We start from the raw sequence: 26,867 nt of genomic DNA on the forward strand, positions 1-26,867 counted from the left end.
AGCTGCGCCCTAACTTATCGGCGCGCCCCGCCCGTCCTGCTTCAGAAGTCCCAACCGCGCCTCAGCGCCGCCGGTGAAGGGGGTTCTAAGGCCAGCGCAGCATGGGCGCAAGGCGAAAAATACAGAAATTCGAAAAAACTTTGAAAAACCCGAAAAAACGCGTGTTTTCATAGGTTTGCGAAATTTAAGCCAAGTTTTGAACGGTTTTTTATTCTATTTATTACCCCACAGATGCAGGTGCAGCATCTGTGGGCGTAGGCCTACGTACCAAAGGCGCAAATTCGGTCAGAATCTATGCCTTGGCGCGGCGGAATCGCACGGGTTTGAAACGGACAACCAACAGCGCGATGATCACTGCGAGGTATATAAACGGCTCTGCAGGCCATCCTTTGACCAGCCAAACATAATGTATGCCGCCCAACAGGACCGCCGGGTATGTCAGTTTGTGCAGTTTGCGCCATTTGGCACCCAGCGCGCGCATGCTGGCGTTGTTCGATGTGACTGCCAAAGGAATCAACAGCACGAACGCCGCCATACCGATGGTCACATAGGGACGCTTTATGATTTCCTCGATCACGCGGGACCACGCCCGCACGTCTAGGAATATCCATACAGCCAAATGCGCGGCGGCAAAGAAAAACGCCGATAGGCCAATCGCACGGCGGTATTTGATCAGGTTCACGCCCGCATAGGTTCGCAGCGGCGTAATGACCAACCCTAAGATCAGCAGTTTGAGCGCCAGTTCGCCGTATTCACGTTCCAGCGCGTTGATCGGTTCCGGCCCCAAGGCTCCAGTGAGGCCTTGGTAGAATTGGAACCCAGCGATCAAAGCCGCCACTATATATATAGGCCAAGCGGGAATGCGGCGCGTGGCGCGGTTTATGCGATCAGCTATCATCAGTAAAAGGTCGCCAAATCCATGCCTTCGTAGAGGCCAGCCACTTCGTCATAGCCGTTGAACATCAGGGTATCCTGACGCGCTGCAAACAGACCGCCGCCGATCTTGCGTTCGGTGGCTTGGCTCCAACGGGGGTGGGACACGTTCGGGTTCACATTACTATAGAACCCGTATTCGCGCGCGTTGATCAGGTTCCACGTCGATGGCGGCTGTTCATCGACCAGCGAAATGCGGACGATCGATTTGATCGATTTGAACCCGTATTTCCACGGCACAACCAATCGGATCGGTGCGCCGTTCTGATTTGCCATCGGCTCACCATAGATACCTGTGGCAAGGATCGTCAGCGGATGGCGGGCTTCGTCTAGGCGCAGACCTTCGACATAAGGGAACGGAATCACGTTGCGCTGAACGCCGATCATGTTTTCAGGCTGTACGACCGTTTCAAAGGCCACGTATTTCGCGCCCGACTGGACGCCGACGCGGTCCAGAATATCGGCCAGTTCGATACCGTTCCATGGAACGACCATCGACCACGCCTCCACGCAGCGGAAACGGTAAATGCGTTCTTCGACCGTTAGGCCGCCGATCAGATCGTTCAGGCTGTATTCGCCGGGGTTATCGACCAGACCATCCACGGTGATCGTCCAGTTGGATGTATCCAGTTTTCCCGCATTACGCGCGGGATCCTCTTTCCCTGTGCCGAATTCATAAAAGTTATTGTAACTTTCGATGTCGGATTTGCTGTTCGGGGTCAGAGCGTCCTGCGCATAGGCAGACGATCCGACCAGACCGACGCCCGCAGCGCCAGCGATGATTTGGCGGCGGTTCAGCCACAGCGGTTTTGGGGTGACGTCAGCGCGGCTTAAATCGTTCTTCCAGCGATAGGCCATTGGTTCCTCCGGAAATTGCTTTGATCAGTATATAGAGCGATTTCCGGTTACAGCGCGTCACGATGCCGTTGGGTGGCTGTAACGGTCGAACAATTCATTCAGCGGGATAGACGTTCCATCGGGTTGCACGATCCGCACATGGCGGCGGCGCATTTTGCGCGGCTCGCTGACGCCGACGGAATGCGCGATGGTTTCCACGTCGTGCACCATGTTTTGCGCATAGTTGCGAACGCGTTTCCATTTTTCTTCGGCAACCAGACCTTTTTGCAGACGTGGATCGTGGGTCGTGATCCCTGTCGGGCAGGTGTTTTTGTTACACTTCAGCGCCTGAATGCAGCCCAGCGAAAACATGAAACCGCGCGCGGCCGTCACAAAATCCGCACCCGCGCAGACAGCCCACGCCACATCAGCGGGGGTCACCATTTTGGCGCTGGCGATCAGGCGGATGCGATCCTTTAGGCCTGCACTGTCACGCAAGGCGGACACGATGGGCAATGCTTCGCGGATGGACATACCGACGTGATCCATCAAAGGCATCGGGGACGCGCCTGTGCCGCCTTCGCCCCCGTCCAAAGTGATAAAATCGGGGGCACAATCGGGCCCGCGTTTGTTGATCAGGTCAAACAATTCACGAAACGCACCGCGTTCGCCGGCCACGGTTTTGATACCAGTGGGCAGGCCCGACACGTCGCGGACATGGCAGATGAAATCCAGCAGGTCGTTCCAGTCGTCGACTTCTTGATGGCGGTTCGGCGATAGGCTGTCTTTGCCCATTTCGATCCCGCGAATTTCGGCGATTTCAGGCGTGATTTTGGACGCGGGCAGAATGCCGCCTTTGCCCGGTTTGGCGCCTTGGGCCAGTTTGATTTCAATCATCTTGACGCTGTCATGCATCGCGATTTTGCGCAGCTTTGCGTCATCCAGCGTCCCGTCAGGGCCGCGCACGCCGTATTTGGCGGTGCCCATCTGGAAAACGATGTCGCAACCTGCCTCTAGGTGAAAGGGGGACAGACCACCTTCGCCCGTGTTGATCCAGATGTTCGCGGCTTTAGCCCCTTTGGACAGCGCCTGAACCGCAGGTTTGGAAATCGCGCCATAGCTCATGCCCGAGATGTTGAAAATCGACGGGGCCAAATAGGGTTTCGCCGCCGTCGGGCCGATCAACAGGCTTTCGGTTTTGGCGGATTGTTCATCCAACGGGGGAAACGCCGCGTTGATGAAAATCGGGGTGCCAGGCAGGGTCAGGTTACGAGTCGACCCAAATGCGATGGTGTTGCTGTGGCCTTCGGAGGCGTGATGCACCCAATCGCGCTGCGCACGGTTGAACGGCATTTCTTCGCGATCCATGGCAAAGAAATACTGACGGAAAAATTCGCCCAAGGTCGTGAACAAATGACGGAACCGCCCGATGACAGGGTAATTGCGGCGGATCGCATCGCCCGTTTGGGTGCGGTCGATCACAAACAAAACGATCAGCGCCAACACCGCGACGCCCAGCGCCACGATAAATGCCAATGCCAACCATTCGAAAAACTGGTTCGTGAATTGCGAAAACATTTGTACCCCCGTCGCCGATGTATACCGGACCTAACACGTACGACGGTTAAGTAAACAAACGGCGGACAAATTGCCCGCCGCTGTTTCGTAATTAGTGCACAACCGCATCATCTGGTTTGGGCCGATTTGTCCCGCCCACGCGGTCCCCGATGATCAACCCGTCAGAGCCCGCCGAGATGGTGATCGTATCCCCATCTTTGACATCCCCCGCCAGCAGCATTTCCGCCAACTGGTTCTGTAGCGCGGTTTGGATCACGCGTTTCAGCGGACGGGCACCGAACACAGGATCGTACCCTTCGTCGGCCAGCCATTTATGCGCACCTTCGTCCAGTTCGATCGAAATGTTCCGACCAGCCAGACGTTTTTGCAGGCGTGCCAGCTGGATATCGACGATGCCGTCCATGTCCGCACGGCCCAGACGATCAAAGATGATCGTTTCATCCAGACGGTTCAGGAATTCAGGGCGGAAATGCGCCCGCACCGCATCCATCACATCGCGTTTAGCCGAACCACTGTCAGCGCCGTCAGGCAACTGGCTGAGCGCTTGGGCGCCCAAGTTCGACGTCAGAATGATCAACGTCTGTTTGAAATCGACCGTGCGTCCCTGACCATCGGTCAGAACACCATCGTCCAGAACCTGCAGCAACACGTTGAACACATCTGGGTGGGCCTTTTCGACCTCGTCGAACAGGACAACCTGATATGGACGACGACGAACCGCTTCGGTCAGCACGCCGCCTTCGTCGTAACCGACATAGCCCGGAGGCGCACCGATCAGACGCGAAACCGCGTGTTTTTCCATGAATTCGGACATGTCGATCCGAACCATCGCGCTGTCATCGTCGAACAGGAATTCGGCAACCGCTTTGGTCAATTCGGTTTTACCAACACCCGTTGGCCCGAGGAACAGAAACGACCCAAGCGGGCGGTTTTCATCGTTCAGACCCGCACGGGCACGGCGCACCGCGTTGGCCACTGCACGCACCGCTGCATTCTGGCCGATCACGCGTTTATGCAGGCCGTCCTCCATCCGCAGCAGTTTTTCGCGTTCACCTTCCAGCATTTTGCTGGTTGGAATGCCCGTCCACCGTTCGACGACTTCGGCGATTTGTTCTGGGCGAACGGCCTCTTCGACCATCTGTTCGCCCTCATGCGCCTCTGCCTCGGCCACTTCGCGTTCCAGCGTGGGGATCACGCCGTAGGACAGTTCGCCCGCTTTGGCCAAGTTGCCTTCGCGTTTGGCGATTTCCAAATCGGCGCGTGCCTTGTCCAGCTTTTCTTTGATGACCCGCGCGCCCTCTAGTTTGTCGCGTTCCGACTGCCATTTGGCGGTCATCACATCGGCCTTTTCCTGAAGGTCGGACAGTTCCTGTTCCAGTTTAACCAAACGATCCTTGGATGCGTCGTCGTCCTCTTTCTTTAGGGCCTCTGCTTCGATCTGCATTTGCAGGATCTGGCGGTCCAGCGCGTCCAATTCCTCTGGCTTGCTGTCGACTTCCATGCGCAGACGGCTTGCGGCTTCGTCCACGAGGTCGATCGCTTTGTCAGGCAGGAAACGGTCGGTGATATAACGGTGCGATAGCGTCGATGCAGCCACCAGCGCGCTGTCGGAAATGCGGACCCCGTGGTGAAGTTCGTATTTTTCTTTAATCCCGCGCAGGATGGAAATCGTATCTTCGACCGTTGGTTCGGACACCTGAATAGGCTGGAAACGACGGGCCAGCGCCGCGTCTTTTTCAACGTATTTGCGGTATTCGTCCAATGTCGTCGCACCAACGCAGTGCAATTCGCCCCGCGCCAGCGCAGGTTTGATCAGGTTCGCCGCATCCATCGCGCCGTCCGATTTACCCGCACCGACCAGCGTGTGCATTTCGTCGATGAACAGAATGATTTCACCAGCGGCCGCTTCGATCTCTTTCAGGATCGCCTTTAGGCGCTCCTCAAACTCGCCGCGGTATTTCGCACCGGCGATCAGCGCACCCATATCCAACGCAAGCAGACGTTTGTTGCGCAACGATTCAGGCACGTCACCGTTGATGATCCGCAGGGCCAAGCCTTCGGCGATGGCGGTTTTACCAACGCCGGGTTCACCGATCAGAACGGGGTTGTTTTTGGTACGGCGCGATAGAACCTGCATGGCGCGGCGGATTTCTTCGTCACGGCCAATGATCGGGTCAATCTTGCCTTGTTCGGCGGCTTCGGTCAGGTCGCGCGCATATTTTTTCAACGCGTCATAGCCTTCTTCGGCATTCGCGCTGTCGGCGGTGCGGCCTTTGCGGATGTTGTTGATCGCCATGTTCAGGCCCTGCGCCGTCACGCGGCCAGCATCTAGCGCGTCTTTGGCGGGGGATTTCACCATCGCCAGCGCCATCAGCAGGCGTTCGACGGGTACGAAACTATCGCCAGCTTTTTCCGCCAGCTTTTCCGCCTCGGCCAGAACGCGGCCTGTGGTCTGGTCCAGATAGGTCTGACCAGCATCGCCAGATACTTTGGCGATTTTATTCACGGCCAGATCGACCGCTTCGATCACGCGGGCGGCGTCACCACCTGATTGATTGATTAGATTTGCCGCCAGACCCTGATCGTCATCCATCAGCGCCTTTAGCAGGTGTTCTGGCGTCAGCCGTTGATGGCTTTCGCGCATCGCAATTGTTTGTGCGGCCTGAATGAAACCGCGTGCACGTTCCGTGAACTTCTCCATGTTCATCGGTCTCTCCTTTTTACCTAAGCGCCTCACGGTCAAAACGCCCGCCCTTGCGGCACGTCCCTGTTACGAGGCCTCGAGATTTAGATGGGGATGGATTTAAACCTCTGCAAGTCCCTGAATTCCAGAATTATGTTAATAAATCAGACACCGATTTGACCTGTTTCCTTGACAGTTACCGGCCGCCCGCGCATGTGGGTGCGACTCAGCCAAAAAAGGATTGCCCCATGTCCGACGACCGTTTGATTGTAGCCCTAGATGTCCCCAATGTTGTCCAAGGTTTGGACCTTGCCGATCGTCTGGGTGATAGCGTTTCTTTCTATAAAATCGGTCTGGGCATGCTGACAGGCGGCGGTCTGGCGTTGGCCAATGAACTGAAACAAGAACGCGGTAAACGCGTGTTTCTGGACATGAAATTTTTCGACATCGGCGCGACGGTCGAAAACGCGGTGCGCGGCATTGCCCAATACGATCTGGATTTCCTGACCGTCCACGGCGACCCCCACGTTGTGCGCGCCGCCAAAGAAGGCGCAGGCGGCAAAGACCTGAAAATTCTGGCTGTCACCGTTCTGACGTCGCTGGACCGCGCCGATCTGGATGCGTCTTGCTACAAAGACGGCACCGTTGCCGAACTGGTGACCGAACGCGCGGCCCGCGCGCTAGAGGCTGGCGCGGATGGCGTTATCGCATCCCCACACGAAGCCGCCATGATCCGCGCCCTGCCCGAAGCCGCAGGCAAATTGATCGTCACCCCTGGTGTGCGCCCTGCCGGTGCCGCGCTGGGTGACCAGAAACGCGTTATGACCCCAGCCGAGGCGATCGTGAATGGCGCCGACCACGTGGTTGTTGGCCGCCCGATCTGGCAACACAGCGATCCTGCGGCAGCGGCCCGTGCCGTGATCGCCGAAATCCAGTCGGCCAAAGTCAACTAAAACGACTTTATTTACAATTTTTACGCACCCAAGGGAACTTGGACCGAAGTTTGCAGTTGTATAGGTAACTGCTGCTTAGAAAGGTCCCTTGGATGCCTAACATCTCTTTCGGCCAAATTCGTTACAACGACGCCACCGGCAATTTCGAAGCTCGCGTTGACGTCCACCGCGGAGACCATGTGTTCCGCTACCCATGTCAAATGAGCGCTCCACGCGAAATGGACGTCGAACAGGTCCGTTTTGGATTGGCCTGTCAGGCGCTGCGCATGTCCGACACCCCGAAACATCACTAATTTGCATCCCGAACGGCTGTCCCTCCGCTTCGGTTCCAGCTGATTGACTTTGTCCTTTGCCGATCAGCTACCCTCCTGCCCCTGACGCCTCCCCGCGTCGGGGGTTTTTTATAGGGTCGTCAGCGCAAGCCTAAGGCGCGTTTTCAGCTGCGGAATGACATAGGTATGCTCTAGAAACACTTCGATCGGCATGAATTCCCATCGCTGGCCTTCGGTGCCAAAGTTGATATCCTCATCGGCCAAACTGCCCCATAACGCGGCGAAAAAATAGACGGGCAGGCCAAGGTCATTGATTTGGCGGACCGAATAGAACACGCGCTGTTCGGGTAAGGTCACACCGACCTCTTCGAATGTTTCGCGCGCGACGGTTTCAAATGGTGTTTCTGCGCCTTGACGCCCGCCGCCGGGCAGATCCCAATAATTCGGCCAGACAATATCATCGCGATCATCACGCAAAATCGTCAGCACATGACCACGGCGCAAGATCGCACATTTTGCACCATCAAAATCTTGGTCGTACATAGCCGTCCTTTTGGTATTATCGCCCCGTAATGACGAAGTGCCCCGATGCCCGCCTTATGTAAAGATTGCCTACATCAATTTGACGCTGGCGCGCGGTGCCCCGCCTGCCGGTCGCCGCGTGTCGTAGTGCATGACGAACTGTGGGATTTGTCTATCGCACATATGGATTGCGACGCGTTTTATGCCAGTGTGGAAAAACGCGACAACCCTGAATTGCGCGACAAACCTGTGATTATCGGCGGCGGCAAACGCGGCGTGGTTTCTACGGCCTGCTATATTGCCCGTATCCGCGGCGTGCGGTCCGCGATGCCGATGTTTCAGGCCACAAAATTATGCCCCGACGCCGTGATCGTCCGCCCCCGAATGGAGGCCTACGCCGAAGCATCCCGCGCCGTGCGCGCATTGATGGACGAACTGTCGCCGCAAATCGAACCTTTGTCGCTGGACGAAGCATTCATTGACCTGACCGGCACGCAGCGCCTGCACGGCGCACCGCCCGCCGTAATGCTGGCGCGGCTGGTCAAACGGATGAAAGACGAATTGGGCCTGACGGGGTCCATCGGGCTGTCGCATAACAAATTTCTGGCCAAGGTCGCATCAGATCTGGACAAACCACGCGGGTTTTCCGTCATCGGGCGCGCCGAAACGGTTGATTTCCTGCGCCCCAAACCTGTGCGGATTTTCTGGGGCATCGGCCCTGCGACTCAGGACGCGCTGGAACGGGCGGGCATTCACACCGTCGCGGATTTGCACCGCTGGGATTTGGATCAATTGACGGAACGGTTCGGACACATGGGTGATCGCCTATGGCATCTGGCCCGCGGCCAAGATCGCCGCCGTGTATCCCCGAATGCTCCGGTCAAAAGCATTTCAAAGGAAACGACATTCTTTGAAGATACCAGTGATCCTGACGTGTTGGACGGCCATATCTGGCGACTGGCCGAACAGGTCAGCAGCCGCGCCAAAGCCAAAGCCAAAGCGGGGCGCGTTGTGACCCTGAAACTAAAAACCGCAAAATTCAAAACAATCACGCGCCGCCAAACCCTGCACCAGCCGACCCAGATGGCTGACACGATCTATCGCCGTGCGCGCGCGATGTTTGATGCAGCGGGGGATAGCGGGCCGTATCGATTGATCGGGGTCGGCATATCGGACATCGTCCCAGAAACCCAAGCCGACCTAGAAGGCGATTTACTGGACCCGAACGCATCCAAACGGGCGGATGCAGAACGGGCCGCCGATAAAATTCGCGAAAAATTCGGGTCTAAGGCGATTATCAAGGGACGCGCCCTACGGTAGAGCGAAAATCAACCGAAGCAGAACTTGGCGCTGGAAATTTCCACATTCAGCGGTCAAAATTAGGCTGTGAAACCCGTGACGACGATCAATTATAATCTACCGCCGCAAGAGCTGTTCTTTATCCCTGGAGTCGATTCAGGGTTAGCCGTTTTGCGGCCCAATGAATGGGTTTGGCGGCCTGCACAGCGGGCGAATATCGCTGGGTATTCCATCAGCGCCTATGACACCCATAATCAAACAGTCGATATCGTCATCGATCAGGCCACGCGGTCGCGGGTTTTTGAATCAACCATAGAATTCAACAGCATCCCTGCCGTTGCGCAAAACCTGTCGGTCGTCAAAAACTGCATGGGCGTCAATGGGAAATGGTTGCTGTCGGGTGCAGGCGGTGCGCGCGTCCGAAACCGCAGCGTTTGGCGATCTTCATCCGATCCGATCGAAGTCGACACCCAGACCGACGCATACCTATCACAGTTTCAAGGCCCCGATAGTGCCATGCAGCCATTGGCGCAGTATGATGGCGACTATCGTTCTTTGCCCTATGTGATCGACGCACGAAACCTACACAACTATTACCACTTTTTGACCGAAACCCTGCCGCGTCTGCAGATCCCGATCGATATCGGTCATACTGGCCCGATCTATATCTGCTACAAAGGCGAACAGGTTTCAGGATTTCCCAAACGCCTGATCGATGCGCTGTTTCCAGAAATCGCGGATCGAGTCGAATTCGTGAAATCCCCGCTAAATCTCCCGCAGGCCGTCATTGATTTCGCCTGGGATCATTATCACGCCGTCGCACCAGATCGCATCGTACCATCCATTTCGCCGCTGATTCCCACAGGGCAAAAATGGTTGAACAATTCCACCGCCCGCACCGCGCGCCGCATTCTGGACCTGAACGCCTTTAACACTCTGCTGGTGAAATTGCGCGAACGCGCGCTGAACGCGATCAACGGGATGGACGTATCGCATTTGCCGAAACGGTTCTGGGTCACGCGCGATCCGTCTTCGCCACGCGCCCGCATGATGAAAAACGAAGAGGCGTTGATAACCGAACTAGAAAAGCTGGGGTTCCAGTCGATTCTATTCGAACAGTATTCGCCGCTGGAACAAATCGCCCTGATGGCCAATGCCGACGTCATGGCGTCGCATCACGGCGCGGCATTTGCGAACATGCTGTTTGCAGGGCCAAACACCCAAGTCATCGAAATAGGCACGCCCCAAACGGCCATGGTGCGATGGGCGGATTTCTTTCCTTTGGCGCACGCAGCCAAAGCCCAATACACGACCTTTTTCGCCGACATGGATTGGGCGACCCCTGAAATCATCCCGAACTTTGACAAGGATGGGCATATTGCGGTGTCGGTCACCCCGAACGCCATAAAAACAATCGTCGATTTCATCGCCTGCATTATCGGCGCCTATCCAGAAAAAATCGGACGCAAACGGCTGTTACAGAACCTAGAGGTTTTGGACAAAACCGGAAAATTCGCCGCCGCCATCGGCCTGATGGAACAGTACGACAATCAGGTTCAGGGCGATTTGGATCTGATGCGCATGTACGTAAGGATGTGTACGGAACTAGATCTGCCAGACAAAACGTTCAAAATGCTGTCTGCGATCTGGCTGATTGACCAAAGCAAACCCGCATCACTGGAACGTCTGATTTGGCTATGTCGCAGGACCGACCAATTGGAATTGGCACCTGCATTGGTCGCCGAACACCGCCAGAGGTTTCCGCAGCGGCATGACGCATTCCGGAAAAAAATTCGCTGGTTTGATCGTCTGGAACAGGCCTGATTATTCCGCCGCCACTGGCTGTTCTTGGGCCCCGATCTGCGCCAACACCTTGATCACACCAGCTATTCGGTCGCGGAACCTGTCAAAATGCAGGTGCGGTTCGATGGCCTGTTCATTCATGTAAAGGGACCGATCAATTTCAACCTGGATCGCATGCTGAGAGCGCGCAGGGCGACCGTATGCAATCGTGCTGTAGGCACCGGCAAAGGGCGAATTATGGGCGACCCGAAACCCTGCACCACGAAATGCCGTGGCGACTTGATCCACGATATCTTTGGAAGCCGAGGCCCCAAATCGATCTCCGATCACGATTTCAGGTCGTTCCGACTGCGCCCGCGCCGAATCAAGAGCTTCGCGCGGCATGGAATGGCAATCAATCAAGATGGCCTGACCAAACTGACGGGTGTTTTCATCCAGCAAAGCCTGCAACTGATCGTGATAAGGGTGCCAATATGTTTTCAACCGATCATGCGCTTCGGTCAGTGACAATTTTCCACGATAAATCGCACGCCCCCCCGCAACTACGCGGGGAATCACGCCCAGCCCGGACACGATACGCGGATTGTGGACGTTACGCCGCACACCTTCGATCAGGGCGGGGTCCAATTCATCCACGCCGCGATTCAAATCAACGATCGCGCGGGGAATGCGCGCAGATAGCAACGGCGCGCCATGATCGGGCGCAGATGCAAACAATTGATCTACAAAGGCATCTTCGGATGTGCGAATCGCATGCGCGTCTAAAACAACATTTTCCCTTAGCCATGGCGCGTAATGATTTCCGCTGTGCGGCGACGCAAAAACAACCGAAGTGGTCCGTTCTGTGGGCCGCGTAAGGGTAAAAGGCGTTTCAGTCATGGGGGCTCCTTGTATAAAAAAACAATAGCGCGTGAATCTGTTTTGGCAAAAGCCCTTGAACACCGCTCCGACTCCTTTTATAGAGCCGCTCACCCGACGCGCTTTGCCGCGTCTTGTTTATTCAAGGCGATGGTAAACAAGTTGGCTGTGGGCGGTTAGCTCAGCGGTAGAGCACTACGTTGACATCGTAGTGGCCACTGGTTCGATCCCAGTACCGCCCACCACGAATTCACTGGCCTTTGGGCTGAAACGCAACAGGCGCAATCGCCGCGCCGCGAATAGGAGATGAACAATGAAAGTTCGCAACTCGCTCCGCTCGCTCAAGCAGCGCCACCGCGATTGCCGCATTGTGCGCCGTAAGGGCCGTGTCTATGTTATCAACAAGACACAGCGTCGCTTCAAAGCTCGTCAGGGCTAATTTGAAGCAGATAAGATTAGGGGCCGCTCCGCAAGGATGCGGCCTTTTTCTTTTGGATCGAACGATCCAAAGCTAGCCAGCACCCCGATCTTGCCGATAGGATTAACCCAAGTTGTTACCTGTCGGAGGAATTGTCATGACCACCATTTTAAAACGTCTGCCATTAGCGGCAGCGATATGCGTGGGCAGCGCTGGTGCTAGCTTTGCCCAAGAATACTGTGCGGGCATCGGCTCCTCTGGGCAATGGATCGGCGGCACCGAAGCGTTCTCTGACCTGACCACATCGCCTGACTATGCTGAACAAATGGCGTTGGTCATGGGGTCAAACGAATACATTGCGTTGTTTACCCTGTCCGACACGACACCGACCCGAATCGAAGCTGAAGGCCGCGGATCGGGCGATCCGATGATCGAAATTTATGACAGCGCTGGGTATCTGGTCGCCACCGACGACGATTCGGGTGGCGGCGTTTCGTCCCGTTCTGAACTCACGCTGGATAGCGGCACCTACTGCGTGGCCCTGCGCAGCTACGATTCTGCACCGATGACCGCGTTTGTTCGCGTGGGCCGTCTGGAACATGAACCGCTTACCGCTGGTTACGTGCCCGGCAATGACACAGGCGGCGGCGCATGTTTTGGCCCGCTACCGAATGATGAACTGGTCGATGAACTGCCCAGCACGGCAACCATTGGCGATATCAACGCCTATCGGTTTACGTTGACCGAACCTCGGGCGCTGACGTTGACCGCGACCAATCCCTCTGCGGACCCCTACATCACGCTGTATGATGGGAACGGGAACTACATCGATGAAAATGACGATTGGGACGATCTGAATTCCCGAATCGAAATCACCTATCCGCTGGATGCCGGCGATTACTGCGTCGAAGTTGACGCCCTAAGCGACGCCAGCCAGCCGATTACCGTGATGCTGGAAACCCTGACCGAAGAAGAGGCCATGCGCGCCATGTATGACCGTGGCGAGGCTGCCCCACCACTGGACGGCAGCTATCCTGTGACAGATCTGGGCCAGCTACAGAATCGTCAGCGCGTCGATCTACAGAACGGGCCCACCGTGACATGGTACAGCCTTGATATCGCCGAAGCGGGCGCAATCGTCGTCGAAGCGGTATCCCTGAACGGTATGGGCGATCCGTATCTGATCCTATTCGACGATTTCGGTCGCGAAGTTGCCTATAACGATGACACAAATGAATTGGACCCCGTTCTGGCCGCCCGTGTATCGGCAGGAACCTACACGCTGGGTGTCGGCGAATATAACGACGGCACATCCCCTGTACGGATGATCCTAGAACGATTTATCCCAGCCAAATAAAACAAAGGCCCCCGAAATCGGGGGCCTTTTCTTTTTGTGATTAGTTGGCCCATTCGCCTTTGCGGAACACAGGCACGCGGCTGCCATCTGCGCGGATACCGTCGATGTCCGTTTCAGGACCGCCGATCATCCAATCGACGTGGATCATCGATGCGTTGCCACCTTGGGCTACGACCTGTTCTTCGGTCAGGGATGCGCCATCTAGGAAACATTTCGAATAACACTGGCCCATCGCGATGTGGCAGGCTGCGTTTTCATCGAACAATGTGTTGTAGAACAGCAGGCCAGACTGCGAGATCGGCGAACTATGCGGCACCAGCGCGACCTCGCCCAGACGGCGGGCGCCTTCGTCGCTGTCGACCATGTTCGTCAGAACGGTCTGGCCTTTGGACGATTTCGCCTCGACCGCGACGCCATCAACGAACTTCATCTCGATCTCTTCGATCAGGTTTCCGTTGTAGGACAGCGGTTTGGTTGCACGGACAACGCCGTTGACGCGGTGGGCGTGCGGGGTGGTGAACACCTCTTCGGTTGGGATGTTGGGGTTACAGACCACGCCGTTTTGCGCCTGAGACGCGCCGCCGTGCCATTCATGGCCGTCGGCCAGCCCAACGGTCAGATCGGTGCCGTGGCCCGTGAAATGCAGCGCATCGAACCGTTCGTCGTTCAGCCATTTGCTGCGGGCGTGCAGCGCTTTGTTATGGTCGATCCACGCGGCAACGGGATCATCGTTTTTCACGCGCGAGGCGGCGAAAATCGCATCGGCCAATTTCGCGATCGCCTCGTCCTCTGGCAGGTCGGGGAATACCTGACGCGCCCAACCCGGGGTCGGATAGGCGACGATATTCCAGTTGATGCCAAAGTTCGCGATCTTTTCCAGCGCGGGTTTATAGGCAATCGAATTGGCTTTGTTTGCGCGGCCCACTTTGGCGGGGTCTTCGTTCGCCAGCGCCATCGGGTCACCGCCCGCAATCGCCAGACGCGCGGATCCAGCGTTAAACGCTTCGGCCATGCCGTTGTACAGCCAGTTCGCGGCCTTATCGAAACTGTCATCCTGCGCGTTCTGGAAACGGCTGCGGGCGATTTCATCGTCTGACAACAGCGGCGTCACCACACCTGCGCCCGCTTTGTACGCGCTGGCGGCGATTGCACGCACCAGCGGCAGCGCCTCGACCGGAGCGGTCATGACCAGATCCTGACCGGGCTGTAGGTTCAGACCCACGTTCACCGCAACATCAGCAAGGCGCGACAGCAGGACGGGATCGATATTAGGTTGGGTCATGGAAAATTCCTTTTGTTCCTTACCCTGAAATCTGGCGATCAAATCAGGAAGGTCAAGCAAAAGGCCCCGCAAAGGGGGCCTTTGGTTTATTGAGCGATGTCGTTAACCGCGTCGGCCAGCAATCGGACCAACGTTGCCTCGTTCAGGTAACCCATACCGTCGATTTCCGCATTCGCCTGATAGCGGCGGATCGCGCGGCGGGTGTCTTCGTCAAAAGTGCCATCCACAGCGCCCGGTTCGAACCCAGTTTGCTGCAAACGCAGTTCGACCAGACGGCGGGTTAGCGTGTTCAGGGCCAAATCAGCCTCGGCGGCTTGGGCGGCCTCGACCTCGGGGGCGATTTGTTCCTCTTGGGTCAGATTGGCGATGGCGGCTTGGGCTTCGCTTACGAATTGGCCTTCGGGGTAGATCGACAGGTAATCCTGATAGGCGCCTACCGTGTCCGATTCCGTGGCGCGATCCCATGCTGCGGCTTCTTCGGCGGCAGCGGCGCGGCGTTTTTCAGCCTCGATCGCGTCCAGACGTTCGGTGGCAACTTCGGCAAAGATGCCATCGGGGTAACGGTCCAGATAGGCGCGCAGGCCCGGTTCGTCCCCTTTGGCGCCCGTTTCCTGCCAATAGGTGTTATCCAGCGCCTCGGCCTCTTGGCGGCGGCGTTCGGCTTCGGCCTCCAGCTCGGCCGCGCGGCGGGCGGCTTGGGCGTCCAGTCGGGCGATCTGATCGGTCGTCAAATAGGACGTTTGCGAAAATCCGTTTTCCTGCTGCCAATTGGTGATGGCCGCGCGGGTGCCAGACCCGAAAATACCATCAATACCGCGGGTGTTATAATCCAAGATCGACAAATCACGTTGAATTTCGCGGCGTTCGTCGCGGGACAGCGATAGCGATTCTTCGGCCAGACGCGCATCACGGTTTGGTTCGTTCACGATTTCCGCGATCAGGCTTTCAGCCTCGGCGCGGTATTCCCCGTTGGGATATTGGCGCAGATAGCTGCGATAGGCGACAACAGTGTCCAAGGCCCGCGCGCCTTCCCACATCGCGACTTCGGCTTCGTTATCATCGGCCTGGGGTACGGTCGGCGCTGGTACATCAGCGGGGCGCATCGGCATTACGACCAGCGTATCCGGCATATACCCCCAGCCCGTGATGTTATAGCCGGTGCTGCTGGTCAGATCATATTGGGGGCGCACCAGAATATCGGTGGCATAGCCCGCAACATCGCGCACTGGCCCGCGCAACACGGTCACGCCTTGGGGGATGTCCAGATCACCGATGGTGGGCGACAGATAGGCCATCGTGCCGGTGACCGGATCACTACCCAACATCAAAACGGCCTGACCGGGGGCTTGGGCCAAAACCTGCAACACGCTTTCAACCGATACGGCGGTCTGGGGCGTCCCGAAATAAGACGGCTGATCCGCATCCGACGTCAAAAACCACGTCCGCCCACCATCGGTGACAAAGCGGCCCGCCATCACCACAACGATACGATCCGCTGTTTCGGCAACATCGGCAAATTCGGTCAAAGCTTCGACAGTGGCATCCATGCGTCCGTTGCGCAGGGCGTGTACATCAAACCCCAATGCCTCCATGTCGTCTGCAGCGTCTATGACTTGATCCGCACGATCCACACGGCCCAATCGTTCGTAACTGTCGTTGCCCAAAATCAGGGCGGCATCTTTGGCCCAAACGGCAGGCGCAGCCAAACCAATCGCTGCGGTGGTCATCATCATAAAACGGCGCATAGAATCCTCTAATTTTATTCACGTAGGCAAAAGCGCTGTTCCGACGATAACCTGCGTTTCCAACAACACAAATCACATAGGCGAAACCTTGCCCTATTGAATGTTACAACGCGCCGGGTTGTCATTTGTTTCATGCCCCCCTACCCATTGTCTGTCAAAACTGGAGACGATCATGGGCACAATCACCTTTGTCCGGCACGGTCAGGCCAATTCAGCCGCCAAAACCGAAGAGGACTATGACCGCCTATCCCCAAAAGGCCACGAACAGGCCGCCGTTTTGGGAAATTGGATGCGCGATCAGGGGCATAGCTTTGATCTGGTGCTATCGGGCAGCTTGCGTCGTCACCGCGAAACGGCGCTGGGGATGGGCTATGATGCGCCGCAAATCGACGACCGTTTAAACGAGGTTGATTATTTCAATCTGGGCAAAGCGATGGAGGACGTCCACGGGATGCCAATTCCCGATGGCGACGATTTTGCCCGTCACATTCCGCTGGTGATGGAGGCATGGCACCGCGCGGAAATCATGGGCAATGAAACATTCGAGGCCTTTGAAAATCGCATCAGTACAGTTTTGGACGCCGCCCTGACACCGGGACGGAACGTTTTGTGCATCACATCGGGCGGCGTGATCGCGATGATCGTCCGTCATCTATTGGATCTGGACCCGCGCCGCATGGCCCATGTGATGATCCCCATTTTCAATACATCCCTGCACCACGTCCACGTGTCCCCCGTGGGCCCGATTTTGGCAGGGTTCAACACCATTCCCCATTTAGAAAGCAGCAACCGTGAACACCTCCGCACACATTTCTAAACCACACCTTTGGGTCCGCACCGAAGAACGCCCAAACGAAGAACGCGTTGGCATCACACCCCAAGGCGCCGCCGAAATGATCGCGATGGGCTATCGTGTGACGGTCGAACACAGCAGCCAACGTATTATTCCGATTGAAGAATATGCCGATGCGGGCTGTGAAATCGCACCCGAGGCATCGTGGCCCGACGCGCCCAAAGACGCGATTATCTTTGGCCTGAAAGAATTGCCCGAAACCGGCATGCCGTTGGTGCATCGCCACATCATGTTCGGCCACGCCTACAAAGGTCAGCCTGCTGGCCGCCGCCTGCTGGATCGGTTTCAGGCGGGGGGCGGGACGCTCTATGATCTGGAATACCTCACGCTAGAGGACGGACGCCGTGTAGCGGCGTTTGGATATTGGGCGGGCTATGCGGGCGCTGCCGTAACGGCGCTATCCTATGCGGCGCAGCCTGCGCTGTGCCCAGCCGTGTCCACTTATAAAAACGCGGATGCGCTGGCCGATGCCGTGCGCGCCGCACTGGGCAGCAAAACAGCGCGCGCCATCATCATTGGTGCGCTGGGACGCGTCGGATCGGGCGCGGCAGAACTGTGTGAACGCGCGGGCATTGCTGTGACCAAATGGGACATGGCCGAAACCGCAAGCGGCGGGCCGTTTCCTGAAATTCTGGATCACGAACTGTTCCTGAACTGCATTCTGGCACGCCCCGGCACGCCCGTTTTCGTGCCGGCATCGGCCAAAACGGATCCGCGCAAATTATCGGTTATCGGCGACATCGCATGTGACCCCGACAGCGATTTTTCCCCGATCAAAGTCTACGACCGCACGACGACGTGGGATGCACCTGCCCTGCGGGTACATGACGATCCGATTTTGGACGTCACCGCGATCGATAACCTGCCGTCGATGTTGCCAATGGAAAGTTCGGTAGACTATGCAGGTCAGCTGCTACCGCATCTGAAAACGTTAGATAAAATCGACGACGATGTATGGGGTCGCGCCAAAGCCTGCTTTGACGAACATCTGTAATTATTCGGGTTCGCAGGTTTCGTAACGAAACGCATACCCGTTCCATAGCATGATGATGCCGTCGCTGTCGGCGGCATTCATGATCAAGGCGCGTTCGGTCCAATGGTCGTCTTCGCCGCTGCAATGAAACGTATACAGCGTTGCGTCCATATCGGTCACATTTACGGGGTTTTCCATACGGCATTCCATGCCGACACCGTGGAAAATCCCGTCCTTGATCATCAGCGCGCCGCCATCAACGCCCACCAATCCACAGTCGGCATTGGCAGCCTGACGATAGACCCCGTCATAGGGCGTTGCTGTTGCAATCACAGGGACCGCAACCAACGCCAATGCCAAATACCGGCGCATCACAGCGCCTCTAGGTCCGCGATCAAACCATCAATATCACCGCGGCGGCGGTCCAACATGGCGCCTATTTCAGTACGCTCCGAAGTGATCATGTTGATCCCTTCGATAAACATATTGATAAATTTCGCCTGACCCGACCCGTCAGAGATCACAAAGCTCACCTCGAACGGCGATTGGCCCTGCAGAATCGCACGTGCGCGGACCTCGACCCCGTTCGGGACGGTGGCGGTTTCGGTCACTTCGATCCGGCCCCCGATGAATTCGCGGAACCGGCGGCCATATTTCGACGCAACATAATCACGGAACGCGCTCACGAACCTGGTCCGCTGATCTGCCGTTGCAGCGCGCCAATCAGCGCCCATTGCGGTCCGCGCGATGATCGGAACATCCGCATAGCGGTCAAAGATCGATGCAAAATCAGCAATCATTGCCGATTCCGATTTGCCCGATGCAATGATCGCGTTGATGTCAGACACCAAACGGTCAACCAATGTGCGGGCTTGGGATTCAGTCAACGCCATCGAGGTTGTCGGAACGACCGCCGCGGCGGCTACGGCCAGAAACTGACGGCGGGAAAACGTGTTAAACATTATTGGTCCTCATAGGGATCGAAGTACGGATCGGCATATGGGTCTGCGTAAGGGTCCGCATATGGATCGGATGATGCATCAACAACAGTGGTGCCCAGTTCATAGCGACGACTGTCTAGGTAAAAAACACGCGTCTGCGCATAGCTGTCTGCGCTTTCATACAAAACCGAATCCACTGTATCACCAAAGCGCCCACGCTTGATCACAATATCTGCAGCCCGCGACCCAGTCGCATAGGGCAGCACTTCGGATTGTACGATAGAATCCAAAGGATCGATCACGAAATCAACAATGCGGCCCGCAGCATCACGTTCAGTTGATGGTCCGAACCCAGGTAAAACCACATAGGCGCCTTCGGGAACGCCCCAAACAGCCAGCGTTTCGCCGAAATCGGTGTCTTCGGCGTAAATCCCGATCCCATCTGCGGGATCAAACAGGCCACCGATGCCAAAGATCGTGTTCACAACAAACCTAAAGGCGTTTGTGCCTGCGCCTTTGATGTCGCCCTGAAGGACACCGTTCACCACCATTCCAGGCAAACCAACGTGATCCGCGAAATTGCTGACCGGTTCTGTGATGACCACGGGCATTGCATTCGTGACACGCGATGCAGGCCGCAAAACAACGCGATCCAACCCAGTGTTGAATTCATGCACTTTGCGGTTTGTGTTTTCGTAGGGGTCGTGGATCGCGACACCATCGGGCGCGACCGAACAGGCGGTCAGCGCGATAGATGAAACCAGCGCAGAAATAGATAAAAATCGAGTCACGGGGCGGCCATTTATTAAAGTCATCTCAACTTGCACTCAAATACCTATCTGGACCAAAATCACAGTGCCCTGTTGTCAGCTCTGCAAAAATCGTGACAGATTTGAAACATAAACTTCATCTCTGACAGGCATAAGCCAGAGCGCGTAAACAGGCATCAGATAGGCGACAACCCGCACATGACAACCCGCACGACCCAATTGGGCGCAACAGAATTAGCCGATATCCGCAAACGCGGTCGCCCGATGTTTTGGCTGGTTGCGATTTTTAGCATGGTCGTCAATCTACTGATGCTGACGGGACCTTTGTACATGCTGAACGTCTACGACCGCGTTTTAGGGTCAGGGTCGTTCGAAACACTGGTCGCGCTGACGGTTTTGGTGTTGTTTTTATACCTATGCATGGGTGTTTTGGATTTCGTGCGCGGCCGGATCATGGGCCGCGTTGGTGCACAGTTCCAATCCGATTTAGACCGACGCGTGTTCGAAGCATCGACAACAGCAGCGTCGACCGGCACCCTGCCCGCGCAATCGGCCAGTGCCCTACGCGATTTGGAATCGATCCAGCGCATGATCACGTCGCCCGCTGTGATGGCAGCCTATGATTTGCCGTTTATGCCTATATTTTTCCTAGGTATTTTTATATTCCACACCGATTTGGGCATTTTGGCTTTGGTCGGTGCGGGCGTTCTAATTGCGATCACATTGGCCAATAGATTGCACAGTCGAAAACCGCTGGAACAATCGACGCGCTCCACCCAATCGGCCGAAATCATGGGCCATATGATCCGGTCAGAGGCTGAAATCGTGGGTGCTTTGGGTATGCGCAATGCCGCGTTTGACCGTTGGAAAACCTTGCGCGACCAATCCCTAACCGCGTCGATCGACTTTGCCGACAAAAGCGGTGGATACACCGCAATGACACGTGCCATTCGTCTGTTTTTACAATCCGCGATGCTGGGGCTGGGCGCCTATCTGGTTTTACGCGGCGAAATGACGGCAGGCGCCATGATTGCAGGTTCGATTTTGTTGGGCCGCGCATTGGCGCCCATCGAACAAATCATCGGCCAATGGGCCGTGATCGAACGTGGCCGCGAAGGATGGGCAAATCTGTCCGATTTGCTGGGCACCATTCCCGCACCGCAACACCGCACGACCCTGCCCCGTCCCCGCGCAATCCTAGAAGCGCAGGCCGTCACCGCCGTTCCCCCCGGCGAAAGCACCGCAGCATTGCGCGTTTTAACATTCAAATTAGAACCCGGTCATGCGGTTGGCGTGATCGGACCGTCTGGCGCGGGCAAATCATCCTTGGCCAAATTGATCACCGGCATTTGGACGCCCGCTGGCGGGAAACTGCGTTTGGATGGCGCCACTTTGGATCAATACGACCCAGATACATTGGCGGGTTACATCGGATATCTACCCCAACGTGTTCAGCTGTTGGATGGCACGATCAAAGAAAACATCGCACGCATGTCCACCGCGCCTGATGATGCCGCCGTGATCGCCGCCGCGAAAAAAGCCGCGGCACACGACATGATCCTGAAACTGCCAAACGGCTATGATACGCGGGTTTCAACAACAGGAGGGCGGTTATCGGGCGGCCAAATTCAACGGATTGGCCTTGCACGTGCGATGTACGGCGATCCCGTCATACTGGTTCTGGATGAACCCAATTCCAATTTGGATAACGAAGGGTCCGTCGCATTGAATGCGGCCATCCGCGCTCATCGCGACGCAGGCGGATCAGTCATGATCATGGCCCACCGTCCCGCCGCTATTCAAGAATGCGACCAGCTCATGATGATTGACCACGGAACCATCCGCGCCTTTGGCCCGAAAGAAGAGGTCATGCGAAATGTTCTGAAAAATCATACGGATGTGGCACGCAGCACCACGCCAGGAGGCGTGTCATGAATTTGTCTGCCGCTCGCTATATCTGGATTGGTCTGATTACGCTTGCTGTGTTAGTCGGCGGATTTGGAACTTGGGCCACGTTGGCGGAACTGGGCGGGGCCGTCATCGCATCAGGCCGGATCGAAGTGGACCAAAACAGGCAAATCGTTCAGCACCCCTATGGCGGTCAAGTCGACGCCATTTTGGTAGACGAAGGCGATTTTGTCGATGCGGGCCAGATACTTATCCAACTAGAAGGCGCCGACCTGCGGTCGCAGTTAACTGTGGTATCCGGTCAGTTGGCCGAAACCATTGCCCGCCGCAATAGGCTAGAGGCCGAACGCGACGGTGCAGATCAGATCGTGTTTGATCCCATGCTTTCGAACGGTTTCGACGATCTGATCGCAGGTCAGACCCGCCTGTTCGATGCCCGCCGCCAAAGCACCCAAACCCAGATCGAACAATACGAACGCCGCATCGAACAGATCACGGACCAGATCACTGGGATCGAGGCGCAACAACAGTCACTTGCGCGTCAACTGGACCTGATTGAACAGGAATTGACCGACCAACGGTCGCTTTTGGAACGTGGCCTTGCGCAGGCCACGCGGGTGCTGGCTCTGGAACGGGAAAAAGCCAATCTAGAGGGCCGTAGGGGCGAACTGACCGCCTCTGCTGCGCAAGCGCGAGGGCGCATCACAGAAATCGAATTGGGTATCCTGAATATCGATACAGTCCGCCGCGAAGAAGCCATCGCCGAAATCCGCAATCTTCAGCCGACTGAATTGGAACTGCGCGAAACACAGGTTTCGCTGAATACGCAGCTGGACCGTTTAGATATTCGCGCTGGCGTTTCCGGCGTGGTTTACGGATTGCAGGTCTATTCAACCTCTGCCGTGATCGAACCCGCACAGCCCATTTTGTACATCGTCCCCCAAGACCGCCCCCTGATCATCACAGCCCGCATTGATCCCCGCGATATCGATCAGCTGTTGGTCGGTCAAAACGTGACCTTGCGGTTTTCGGCGTTCAATCAAAAAACCACGCCCGAATTATACGGCACGGTCGTCAACCTATCGGGCGATGCCTTTGAAGATGACGCAACAGGCCAATCGTTTTACCGCGCAGAGGTGACTTTGAACGAAAACGAAATCACGCGCCTGCCCGAAGGCACTGTTTTGGTCCCGGGCATGCCTGTTGAAACCTTTATCCGCACCGCGGATCGGACCCCCATGCAATTCTTGCTGAAACCGCTGACCGATTTTTTTGCCCGCGCATGGCGCGAGACCTGATTGCAGCGCCCGGCAACCCGCGATAGCGTCCGACCAAATTTATAGACGGAGCCAACATGAGCGACATCGAAACCAAACTGGCCGAACTGGGCGTCACCCTACCCGACGCCCCAGCGCCAGCCGCAAATTATGTGCCTTTCACCATCACCGGCAATTTGGTGCATATCTCGGGCCAGATTTCCCAGAATGACGACGGTCTGATTTTGGGACGTTTGGGCGACACCATGTCCACCGAACAAGGCGCGATTGCCGCAAAACAATGCGCGATTTCCCTGCTGGCGCAGGTCAAAGCGGCCTGCGGCGGTGATATTTCCCGCCTGAAACGCGTCATCAAACTGAACGCCTTCGTCAATTCGGCCCCTGATTTTTACGAACAACCCAAAGTCGTCAACGGCGCATCGGATTTTCTGGTTGAGGCCTTGGGTGATGCGGGTCGTCACGCGCGTTCTGCGGTTGGTGTTGCCGCGCTGCCTTTGGGCGTTGCGGTTGAAATCGACGGTATTTTCGAGATCGAATAATGCTGCATCCTGATTTTCTGGCGCGGCCCATCGCGCATCGTGCCTTGCATGACATCGCCGCTGGTCGCCCAGAAAACAGTGTTTCGGCCATACGCGCGGCGGTGGACGCTGGATACGGTATCGAAATTGACATTCAGCTATCCAAAGACGGTCAGGCGATCGTGTTTCACGACTATGATCTGGCCCGCCTGACCCATGAAACAGGGCCGCTGGCCACCAGAACGGCGGCCGAACTGACCGCCATACAGCTGCGCCACGGGTCCGAAGCTATCCCGACATTGGAAACGGTTCTGTCGATCATCGATGGCCGCGTGCCCCTGCTGATCGAAATCAAAGATCAAAGCGGCATTCTAGGCCCCACCAACGGGGCATTAGAACAGGCCACCGCCGATTGTTTGGCGGGATATGACGGACCGGTTGCCGTTATGTCGTTCAATCCCCATAGCGTCGCACGCATGGCCGAACTATCGCCAACGGTGCCACGCGGCCTAACCACCTGTAATTTCGACGCGGGTGATTGGCCCACCATTCCTGCGCGCATCCGCGACACGTTGCGCGATATTCCTGATTACGCGCGCACTGGCGCCTGTTTCATCAGCCATCAGCACGATCAGCTAAACGCCCCCCGCGTCGCCGACCTGCGCAAAGATGGGGCGCATATCCTGTGCTGGACGATCCGCACACCCGACGCCGAAAGAAAAGCGCGCGAAATCGTGGATAACATCACTTTCGAAGGTTACGCCGCTTGACGGCTCGCCCCGCACCATCACCATACGGGGCATGACCGACGCGATCGAAATATCCCTGCATTCCAGCATTGCCGATATTGGCGAGGACGATTGGGATGCCTGCGCGAACCCTGACGGGGGCCGCGCTGTCGATCCGTTCACGACCTATCGGTTTTTGTCCGCGCTAGAGCGTAGCGGATCGGTCGGGCCACGCACAGGGTGGGAACCCCGATATTTGGCTGCAAAATCAGACGGTCAGGTGATCGCGGTCGCGCCTTTGTACGGGAAATCCCACAGCCAGGGCGAATATGTATTCGATCACAGCTGGGCGCATGCCTATGAACGGGCGGGCGGTCAATATTACCCCAAACTGCAAATCGCCGTCCCGTTTACCCCCGCCACAGGTCGCCGTTTTCTGACACGCGCAGGGTTCGAAACCGCAGGCATTTCCGCCCTGACCCAAGGCGCCGTACAGTTTGCGACTGAATTGGGCGTGTCATCCATCCACGTCACGTTCTGCACCGAAGCCGAGGCGATTGCAGGCCGCGAATTGGGCCTATTGCACCGAACCAGCCAGCAATTTCATTGGGAAAATCAGGGCTATGATAGTTTTGACGATTTCCTGAACGCCCTTTCGTCGCGCAAGCGCAAAGCGATCCGCAAGGAACGCAAACAGGCGCAATCTTTTGGAGGGGACATCCTGCAATTGACGGGTGACGCGATATCGCCCGACCATTGGGATTATTTCTGGCAGTTCTATCAGGACACAGGCTCGCGCAAATGGGGATCGCCTTATCTGACCCGCGCGTTTTTCGATCTGGCCCACGACGCCTTGCGTGACGACATGCTGCTGACCCTTGCGGTGCGCGATGGCACCCCAGTGGCGGGCGCGCTGAATTTCATCGGGCGCGATACGCTGTTCGGGCGCTATTGGGGCTGCACCGAACATCACCCCTGCCTGCATTTCGAACTGTGCTATTATCAGGCCATCGATTTCGCGATTGAAAACGGCCTACGGATCGAAGCAGGCGCCCAAGGCGAACATAAATTGGCCCGCGGGTATCTGCCCGCGCAAACCCATTCCCTGCATTGGATCGGCAACCCGTCCTTTCGCACCGCCGTTCAGGATTTTCTGGACCAAGAACGCCAGATGGTCGACGAAGAAATCGACATCCTGACGGCTTACGGCCCCTTCAAACACACCCAAGTAAAGGAGCAAGACTGATGGACATCACCATGCTCAAGTCCCGTGGCTGGACCGCCAATGACGACGGCACGAAAATCACGAAAACATTTGAATTCCCCACCTTTCCCGAAGCCTTTGGTTTTATGGCTGAGGCAGCTATTTGGGCGGAAAAGTGGAACCACCACCCCGAGTGGACTAATATATATAGCAAGGTCGTGGTGACGCTCACCACGCATGACGCTGGCGGTCTGACGGACAAAGACGTCAAGCTGGCGGAAAAAATGGATGAAATACAAGGTTCATAATGGAACAACTACTGAATACTGAAATTTATAACGGGAACACGATCGGCGATTATTTGACGCTGGAATTCCTGGTCGCGCTATTGGGCGACGTGCTGTCGGTCATTTTGATCATCATTCTGGGGTTCATCATCTCGGGGTGGGTGCAGCGCCGCATCGCCAACATCGGCCAGAAAAACCGCCATCTGGACCCGACTCTGTTTAATTTTCTGGGCAATATCGCCCGCTATCTGATCTTGGCCTTTGCCGGTCTGTTCGTTTTGAACACATTCGGCATTCAGACAACGTCGATTGTCGCCGTTATCGGTGCCGCCGGTTTGGCCATTGGTTTGGCGTTGCAGGGCACGCTGTCGAACGTGGCAGCAGGGGTGATGATCATCATGTTCCGCCCGATCAAAATCGGTGATTTCGTCGAAGTAAACGGCGTGTCTGGCACGGTGAAAGATATTTCGCTGAACTACACCGAACTGGCGAACCTATCGAACGTTCAAGTCATCGTTCCCAACGCCGAAGTCTGGGGTAACACCATCACCAACTATTCGATCAACCAGACCCGCCGCGCGGAATGGGTGTTTGGCGTTGGCTATGGCGCTGACCTGAAACTGGCCGAACAGGTGATCCGCGATACGATCATGGCGGACGAACGGTCGCTGACGGACCCTGCGCCATTTCTGCAAGTGAACAACTTGGGTGATTTTTCGGTGGATTTCCTGTGCCGCGTTTGGGTGCAGTCGTCGGATTATTTCCAATATCAGGCTGACATGAAACGCAAAGTCAAAGAGGCGCTGGATGCCAACGGCATCGACATTCCGTTCCCAACGCGCACAGTCTTGAACGAAAATGCCTAAAT

The 26,867-nt window shown here is 56.4% G+C and carries 26 protein-coding genes and 1 tRNA gene; 16 read left to right on the forward strand and 11 right to left on the reverse strand.

The window, feature by feature from the left end; genetic code table 11:
* Positions 1-292: 292 nt before the first annotated feature.
* The 4 genes from msrQ to clpB form a co-directional block, all read right to left on the reverse strand.
* A complete protein-coding gene (gene msrQ, locus ACXAGA_RS03965; protein ID WP_475116228.1) occupies positions 293-898 on the reverse strand; it encodes a protein-methionine-sulfoxide reductase heme-binding subunit MsrQ in 606 nt (201 codons plus the stop codon).
* A complete protein-coding gene (gene msrP, locus ACXAGA_RS03970; RefSeq protein ID WP_475116229.1) occupies positions 898-1,791 on the reverse strand; it encodes a protein-methionine-sulfoxide reductase catalytic subunit MsrP in 894 nt (297 codons plus the stop codon). The genes msrQ and msrP overlap by 1 nt, the downstream gene beginning before the upstream one ends.
* Positions 1,792-1,848: 57 nt before the next feature.
* The gene (locus ACXAGA_RS03975) at positions 1,849-3,348 is read right to left on the reverse strand and encodes an FMN-binding glutamate synthase family protein (protein WP_475116230.1); all 1,500 of its coding nucleotides are present in this window, start codon (positions 3,346-3,348) and stop codon (positions 1,849-1,851) included.
* 91 nt (positions 3,349-3,439) lie between these two features.
* Complete coding sequence (gene clpB, locus ACXAGA_RS03980) at positions 3,440-6,055, reverse strand: ATP-dependent chaperone ClpB (protein WP_475116231.1); 2,616 nt, start codon at positions 6,053-6,055, stop codon at positions 3,440-3,442.
* 224 nt (positions 6,056-6,279) lie between these two features.
* Here clpB and pyrF point away from each other — a divergent pair, with 224 nt between their 5' ends.
* Positions 6,280-6,984, forward strand: a complete 705-nt coding sequence (gene pyrF, locus ACXAGA_RS03985; RefSeq protein ID WP_475116232.1) for an orotidine-5'-phosphate decarboxylase — start codon at positions 6,280-6,282, stop codon at positions 6,982-6,984.
* Between the two features lie 92 nt (positions 6,985-7,076).
* The gene (locus ACXAGA_RS03990; protein WP_475116233.1) at positions 7,077-7,277 is read left to right on the forward strand and encodes an orotidine 5'-phosphate decarboxylase; all 201 of its coding nucleotides are present in this window, start codon (positions 7,077-7,079) and stop codon (positions 7,275-7,277) included.
* A 108-nt stretch (positions 7,278-7,385) separates the two neighbouring features.
* On the opposite strand, the gene ACXAGA_RS03995 is transcribed toward ACXAGA_RS03990, so the two are convergent.
* A complete protein-coding gene (locus ACXAGA_RS03995; RefSeq protein WP_475116234.1) occupies positions 7,386-7,799 on the reverse strand; it encodes an NUDIX domain-containing protein in 414 nt (137 codons plus the stop codon).
* A gap of 45 nt (positions 7,800-7,844) precedes the next feature.
* Here ACXAGA_RS03995 and ACXAGA_RS04000 point away from each other — a divergent pair, with 45 nt between their 5' ends.
* Entirely contained in the window at positions 7,845-9,098 is a 1,254-nt protein-coding gene (locus tag ACXAGA_RS04000) for a DNA polymerase IV (protein WP_475116235.1), read from the forward strand.
* A 75-nt stretch (positions 9,099-9,173) separates the two neighbouring features.
* The gene (locus ACXAGA_RS04005; RefSeq protein WP_475116236.1) at positions 9,174-10,901 is read left to right on the forward strand and encodes a glycosyltransferase family 61 protein; all 1,728 of its coding nucleotides are present in this window, start codon (positions 9,174-9,176) and stop codon (positions 10,899-10,901) included.
* On the opposite strand, the gene ACXAGA_RS04010 is transcribed toward ACXAGA_RS04005, so the two are convergent.
* Positions 10,902-11,759: an N-formylglutamate amidohydrolase gene (locus ACXAGA_RS04010; protein WP_475116237.1), complete on the reverse strand. Its 858-nt coding sequence runs from the start codon at positions 11,757-11,759 to the stop codon at positions 10,902-10,904.
* A 149-nt stretch (positions 11,760-11,908) separates the two neighbouring features.
* Between ACXAGA_RS04010 and ACXAGA_RS04015 the strand changes: the two genes are divergently transcribed.
* From ACXAGA_RS04015 to ACXAGA_RS04025, 3 genes are all read left to right on the forward strand, one after another.
* A tRNA-Val gene (locus ACXAGA_RS04015) sits at positions 11,909-11,983 on the forward strand.
* Between the two features lie 68 nt (positions 11,984-12,051).
* Complete coding sequence (ykgO, locus tag ACXAGA_RS04020; protein ID WP_008231708.1) at positions 12,052-12,177, forward strand: type B 50S ribosomal protein L36; 126 nt, start codon at positions 12,052-12,054, stop codon at positions 12,175-12,177.
* A gap of 136 nt (positions 12,178-12,313) precedes the next feature.
* Positions 12,314-13,513, forward strand: a complete 1,200-nt coding sequence (locus ACXAGA_RS04025; RefSeq protein ID WP_475116238.1) for a pre-peptidase C-terminal domain-containing protein — start codon at positions 12,314-12,316, stop codon at positions 13,511-13,513.
* 40 nt (positions 13,514-13,553) lie between these two features.
* On the opposite strand, the gene ACXAGA_RS04030 is transcribed toward ACXAGA_RS04025, so the two are convergent.
* Both ACXAGA_RS04030 and ACXAGA_RS04035 read right to left on the reverse strand, forming a co-directional pair.
* A complete protein-coding gene (locus tag ACXAGA_RS04030) occupies positions 13,554-14,795 on the reverse strand; it encodes an aminopeptidase (protein ID WP_475116239.1) in 1,242 nt (413 codons plus the stop codon).
* Between the two features lie 86 nt (positions 14,796-14,881).
* Positions 14,882-16,540, reverse strand: coding sequence for a peptidoglycan-binding protein (locus tag ACXAGA_RS04035; RefSeq protein WP_475116240.1), 1,659 nt, complete (start codon positions 16,538-16,540; stop codon positions 14,882-14,884).
* A gap of 172 nt (positions 16,541-16,712) precedes the next feature.
* Between ACXAGA_RS04035 and ACXAGA_RS04040 the strand changes: the two genes are divergently transcribed.
* Both ACXAGA_RS04040 and ACXAGA_RS04045 read left to right on the forward strand, forming a co-directional pair.
* Positions 16,713-17,357, forward strand: a complete 645-nt coding sequence (locus tag ACXAGA_RS04040; RefSeq protein WP_475116241.1) for a histidine phosphatase family protein — start codon at positions 16,713-16,715, stop codon at positions 17,355-17,357.
* On the forward strand, positions 17,332-18,387 hold the full coding sequence (locus ACXAGA_RS04045; RefSeq protein WP_475116242.1) for a saccharopine dehydrogenase: 1,056 nt from the start codon (positions 17,332-17,334) through the stop codon (positions 18,385-18,387). Before ACXAGA_RS04040 ends, ACXAGA_RS04045 begins: the two co-directional genes overlap by 26 nt.
* Here the strand turns inward: ACXAGA_RS04045 and ACXAGA_RS04050 are convergent, their stop codons facing one another.
* The 3 genes from ACXAGA_RS04050 to ACXAGA_RS04060 are packed head-to-tail and all read right to left on the reverse strand — an operon-like array spanning position 18,388 to position 20,098.
* Positions 18,388-18,738 (reverse strand): hypothetical protein, encoded by a 351-nt coding sequence (locus ACXAGA_RS04050; protein WP_475116243.1) that lies wholly within the window; start codon positions 18,736-18,738, stop codon positions 18,388-18,390.
* The gene (locus ACXAGA_RS04055) at positions 18,738-19,328 is read right to left on the reverse strand and encodes an MlaC/ttg2D family ABC transporter substrate-binding protein (RefSeq protein ID WP_475116244.1); all 591 of its coding nucleotides are present in this window, start codon (positions 19,326-19,328) and stop codon (positions 18,738-18,740) included. Before ACXAGA_RS04055 ends, ACXAGA_RS04050 begins: the two co-directional genes overlap by 1 nt.
* Positions 19,328-20,098 carry an MlaA family lipoprotein gene (locus tag ACXAGA_RS04060; RefSeq protein WP_475116245.1) on the reverse strand — a complete coding sequence of 257 codons (771 nt, stop codon included), beginning with the start codon at positions 20,096-20,098 and terminating at the stop codon, positions 19,328-19,330. Before ACXAGA_RS04060 ends, ACXAGA_RS04055 begins: the two co-directional genes overlap by 1 nt.
* A 177-nt stretch (positions 20,099-20,275) precedes the next feature.
* On the opposite strand from ACXAGA_RS04060, the gene ACXAGA_RS04065 reads away from it, so the two are divergent.
* Genes ACXAGA_RS04065 through ACXAGA_RS04095 form a run of 7 tightly spaced genes read left to right on the forward strand, consistent with a single transcriptional unit; the run spans position 20,276 to position 26,865 of the window.
* Positions 20,276-22,012 (forward strand): type I secretion system permease/ATPase, encoded by a 1,737-nt coding sequence (locus tag ACXAGA_RS04065; RefSeq protein WP_475116246.1) that lies wholly within the window; start codon positions 20,276-20,278, stop codon positions 22,010-22,012.
* Positions 22,009-23,283 carry an HlyD family type I secretion periplasmic adaptor subunit gene (locus ACXAGA_RS04070; RefSeq protein WP_475116247.1) on the forward strand — a complete coding sequence of 425 codons (1,275 nt, stop codon included), beginning with the start codon at positions 22,009-22,011 and terminating at the stop codon, positions 23,281-23,283. The genes ACXAGA_RS04065 and ACXAGA_RS04070 overlap by 4 nt, the downstream gene beginning before the upstream one ends.
* Positions 23,284-23,339: 56 nt before the next feature.
* The gene (locus tag ACXAGA_RS04075) at positions 23,340-23,801 is read left to right on the forward strand and encodes a RidA family protein (protein ID WP_475116248.1); all 462 of its coding nucleotides are present in this window, start codon (positions 23,340-23,342) and stop codon (positions 23,799-23,801) included.
* A complete protein-coding gene (locus ACXAGA_RS04080) occupies positions 23,801-24,550 on the forward strand; it encodes a glycerophosphodiester phosphodiesterase family protein (protein WP_475116249.1) in 750 nt (249 codons plus the stop codon). The genes ACXAGA_RS04075 and ACXAGA_RS04080 overlap by 1 nt, the downstream gene beginning before the upstream one ends.
* Positions 24,551-24,581: 31 nt before the next feature.
* Positions 24,582-25,754: a GNAT family N-acetyltransferase gene (locus ACXAGA_RS04085; RefSeq protein WP_475116250.1), complete on the forward strand. Its 1,173-nt coding sequence runs from the start codon at positions 24,582-24,584 to the stop codon at positions 25,752-25,754.
* Positions 25,754-26,020, forward strand: a complete 267-nt coding sequence (locus ACXAGA_RS04090; protein ID WP_475116251.1) for a 4a-hydroxytetrahydrobiopterin dehydratase — start codon at positions 25,754-25,756, stop codon at positions 26,018-26,020. The genes ACXAGA_RS04085 and ACXAGA_RS04090 overlap by 1 nt, the downstream gene beginning before the upstream one ends.
* Positions 26,020-26,865, forward strand: coding sequence for a mechanosensitive ion channel family protein (locus ACXAGA_RS04095; protein ID WP_086451210.1), 846 nt, complete (start codon positions 26,020-26,022; stop codon positions 26,863-26,865). The genes ACXAGA_RS04090 and ACXAGA_RS04095 overlap by 1 nt, the downstream gene beginning before the upstream one ends.
* Positions 26,866-26,867: the final 2 nt, after the last annotated feature.

Source organism: Marivivens sp. ABH4_498, assembly GCF_056160585.1.

Bases quoted from the DNA above. Each gene is read 5' to 3' on its own strand.
- msrQ (WP_475116228.1), bottom strand. From the start codon at position 898: ATGATAGCTGATCGCATAAACCGCGCCACGCGCCGCATTCCCGCTTGG.
- msrP (WP_475116229.1), bottom strand. From the start codon at position 1,791: ATGGCCTATCGCTGGAAGAACGATTTAAGCCGCGCTGACGTCACCCCA.
- ACXAGA_RS03975 (WP_475116230.1), bottom strand. From the start codon at position 3,348: ATGTTTTCGCAATTCACGAACCAGTTTTTCGAATGGTTGGCATTGGCA.
- clpB (WP_475116231.1), bottom strand. From the start codon at position 6,055: ATGAACATGGAGAAGTTCACGGAACGTGCACGCGGTTTCATTCAGGCC.
- pyrF (WP_475116232.1), top strand. From the start codon at position 6,280: ATGTCCGACGACCGTTTGATTGTAGCCCTAGATGTCCCCAATGTTGTC.
- ACXAGA_RS03990 (WP_475116233.1), top strand. From the start codon at position 7,077: ATGCCTAACATCTCTTTCGGCCAAATTCGTTACAACGACGCCACCGGC.
- ACXAGA_RS03995 (WP_475116234.1), bottom strand. From the start codon at position 7,799: ATGTACGACCAAGATTTTGATGGTGCAAAATGTGCGATCTTGCGCCGT.
- ACXAGA_RS04000 (WP_475116235.1), top strand. From the start codon at position 7,845: ATGCCCGCCTTATGTAAAGATTGCCTACATCAATTTGACGCTGGCGCG.
- ACXAGA_RS04010 (WP_475116237.1), bottom strand. From the start codon at position 11,759: ATGACTGAAACGCCTTTTACCCTTACGCGGCCCACAGAACGGACCACT.
- ykgO (WP_008231708.1), top strand. From the start codon at position 12,052: ATGAAAGTTCGCAACTCGCTCCGCTCGCTCAAGCAGCGCCACCGCGAT.
- ACXAGA_RS04025 (WP_475116238.1), top strand. From the start codon at position 12,314: ATGACCACCATTTTAAAACGTCTGCCATTAGCGGCAGCGATATGCGTG.
- ACXAGA_RS04030 (WP_475116239.1), bottom strand. From the start codon at position 14,795: ATGACCCAACCTAATATCGATCCCGTCCTGCTGTCGCGCCTTGCTGAT.
- ACXAGA_RS04035 (WP_475116240.1), bottom strand. From the start codon at position 16,540: ATGCGCCGTTTTATGATGATGACCACCGCAGCGATTGGTTTGGCTGCG.
- ACXAGA_RS04040 (WP_475116241.1), top strand. From the start codon at position 16,713: ATGGGCACAATCACCTTTGTCCGGCACGGTCAGGCCAATTCAGCCGCC.
- ACXAGA_RS04050 (WP_475116243.1), bottom strand. From the start codon at position 18,738: ATGCGCCGGTATTTGGCATTGGCGTTGGTTGCGGTCCCTGTGATTGCA.
- ACXAGA_RS04055 (WP_475116244.1), bottom strand. From the start codon at position 19,328: ATGTTTAACACGTTTTCCCGCCGTCAGTTTCTGGCCGTAGCCGCCGCG.
- ACXAGA_RS04065 (WP_475116246.1), top strand. From the start codon at position 20,276: ATGACAACCCGCACGACCCAATTGGGCGCAACAGAATTAGCCGATATC.
- ACXAGA_RS04070 (WP_475116247.1), top strand. From the start codon at position 22,009: ATGAATTTGTCTGCCGCTCGCTATATCTGGATTGGTCTGATTACGCTT.
- ACXAGA_RS04075 (WP_475116248.1), top strand. From the start codon at position 23,340: ATGAGCGACATCGAAACCAAACTGGCCGAACTGGGCGTCACCCTACCC.
- ACXAGA_RS04080 (WP_475116249.1), top strand. From the start codon at position 23,801: ATGCTGCATCCTGATTTTCTGGCGCGGCCCATCGCGCATCGTGCCTTG.
- ACXAGA_RS04085 (WP_475116250.1), top strand. From the start codon at position 24,582: ATGACCGACGCGATCGAAATATCCCTGCATTCCAGCATTGCCGATATT.
- ACXAGA_RS04090 (WP_475116251.1), top strand. From the start codon at position 25,754: ATGGACATCACCATGCTCAAGTCCCGTGGCTGGACCGCCAATGACGAC.
- ACXAGA_RS04095 (WP_086451210.1), top strand. From the start codon at position 26,020: ATGGAACAACTACTGAATACTGAAATTTATAACGGGAACACGATCGGC.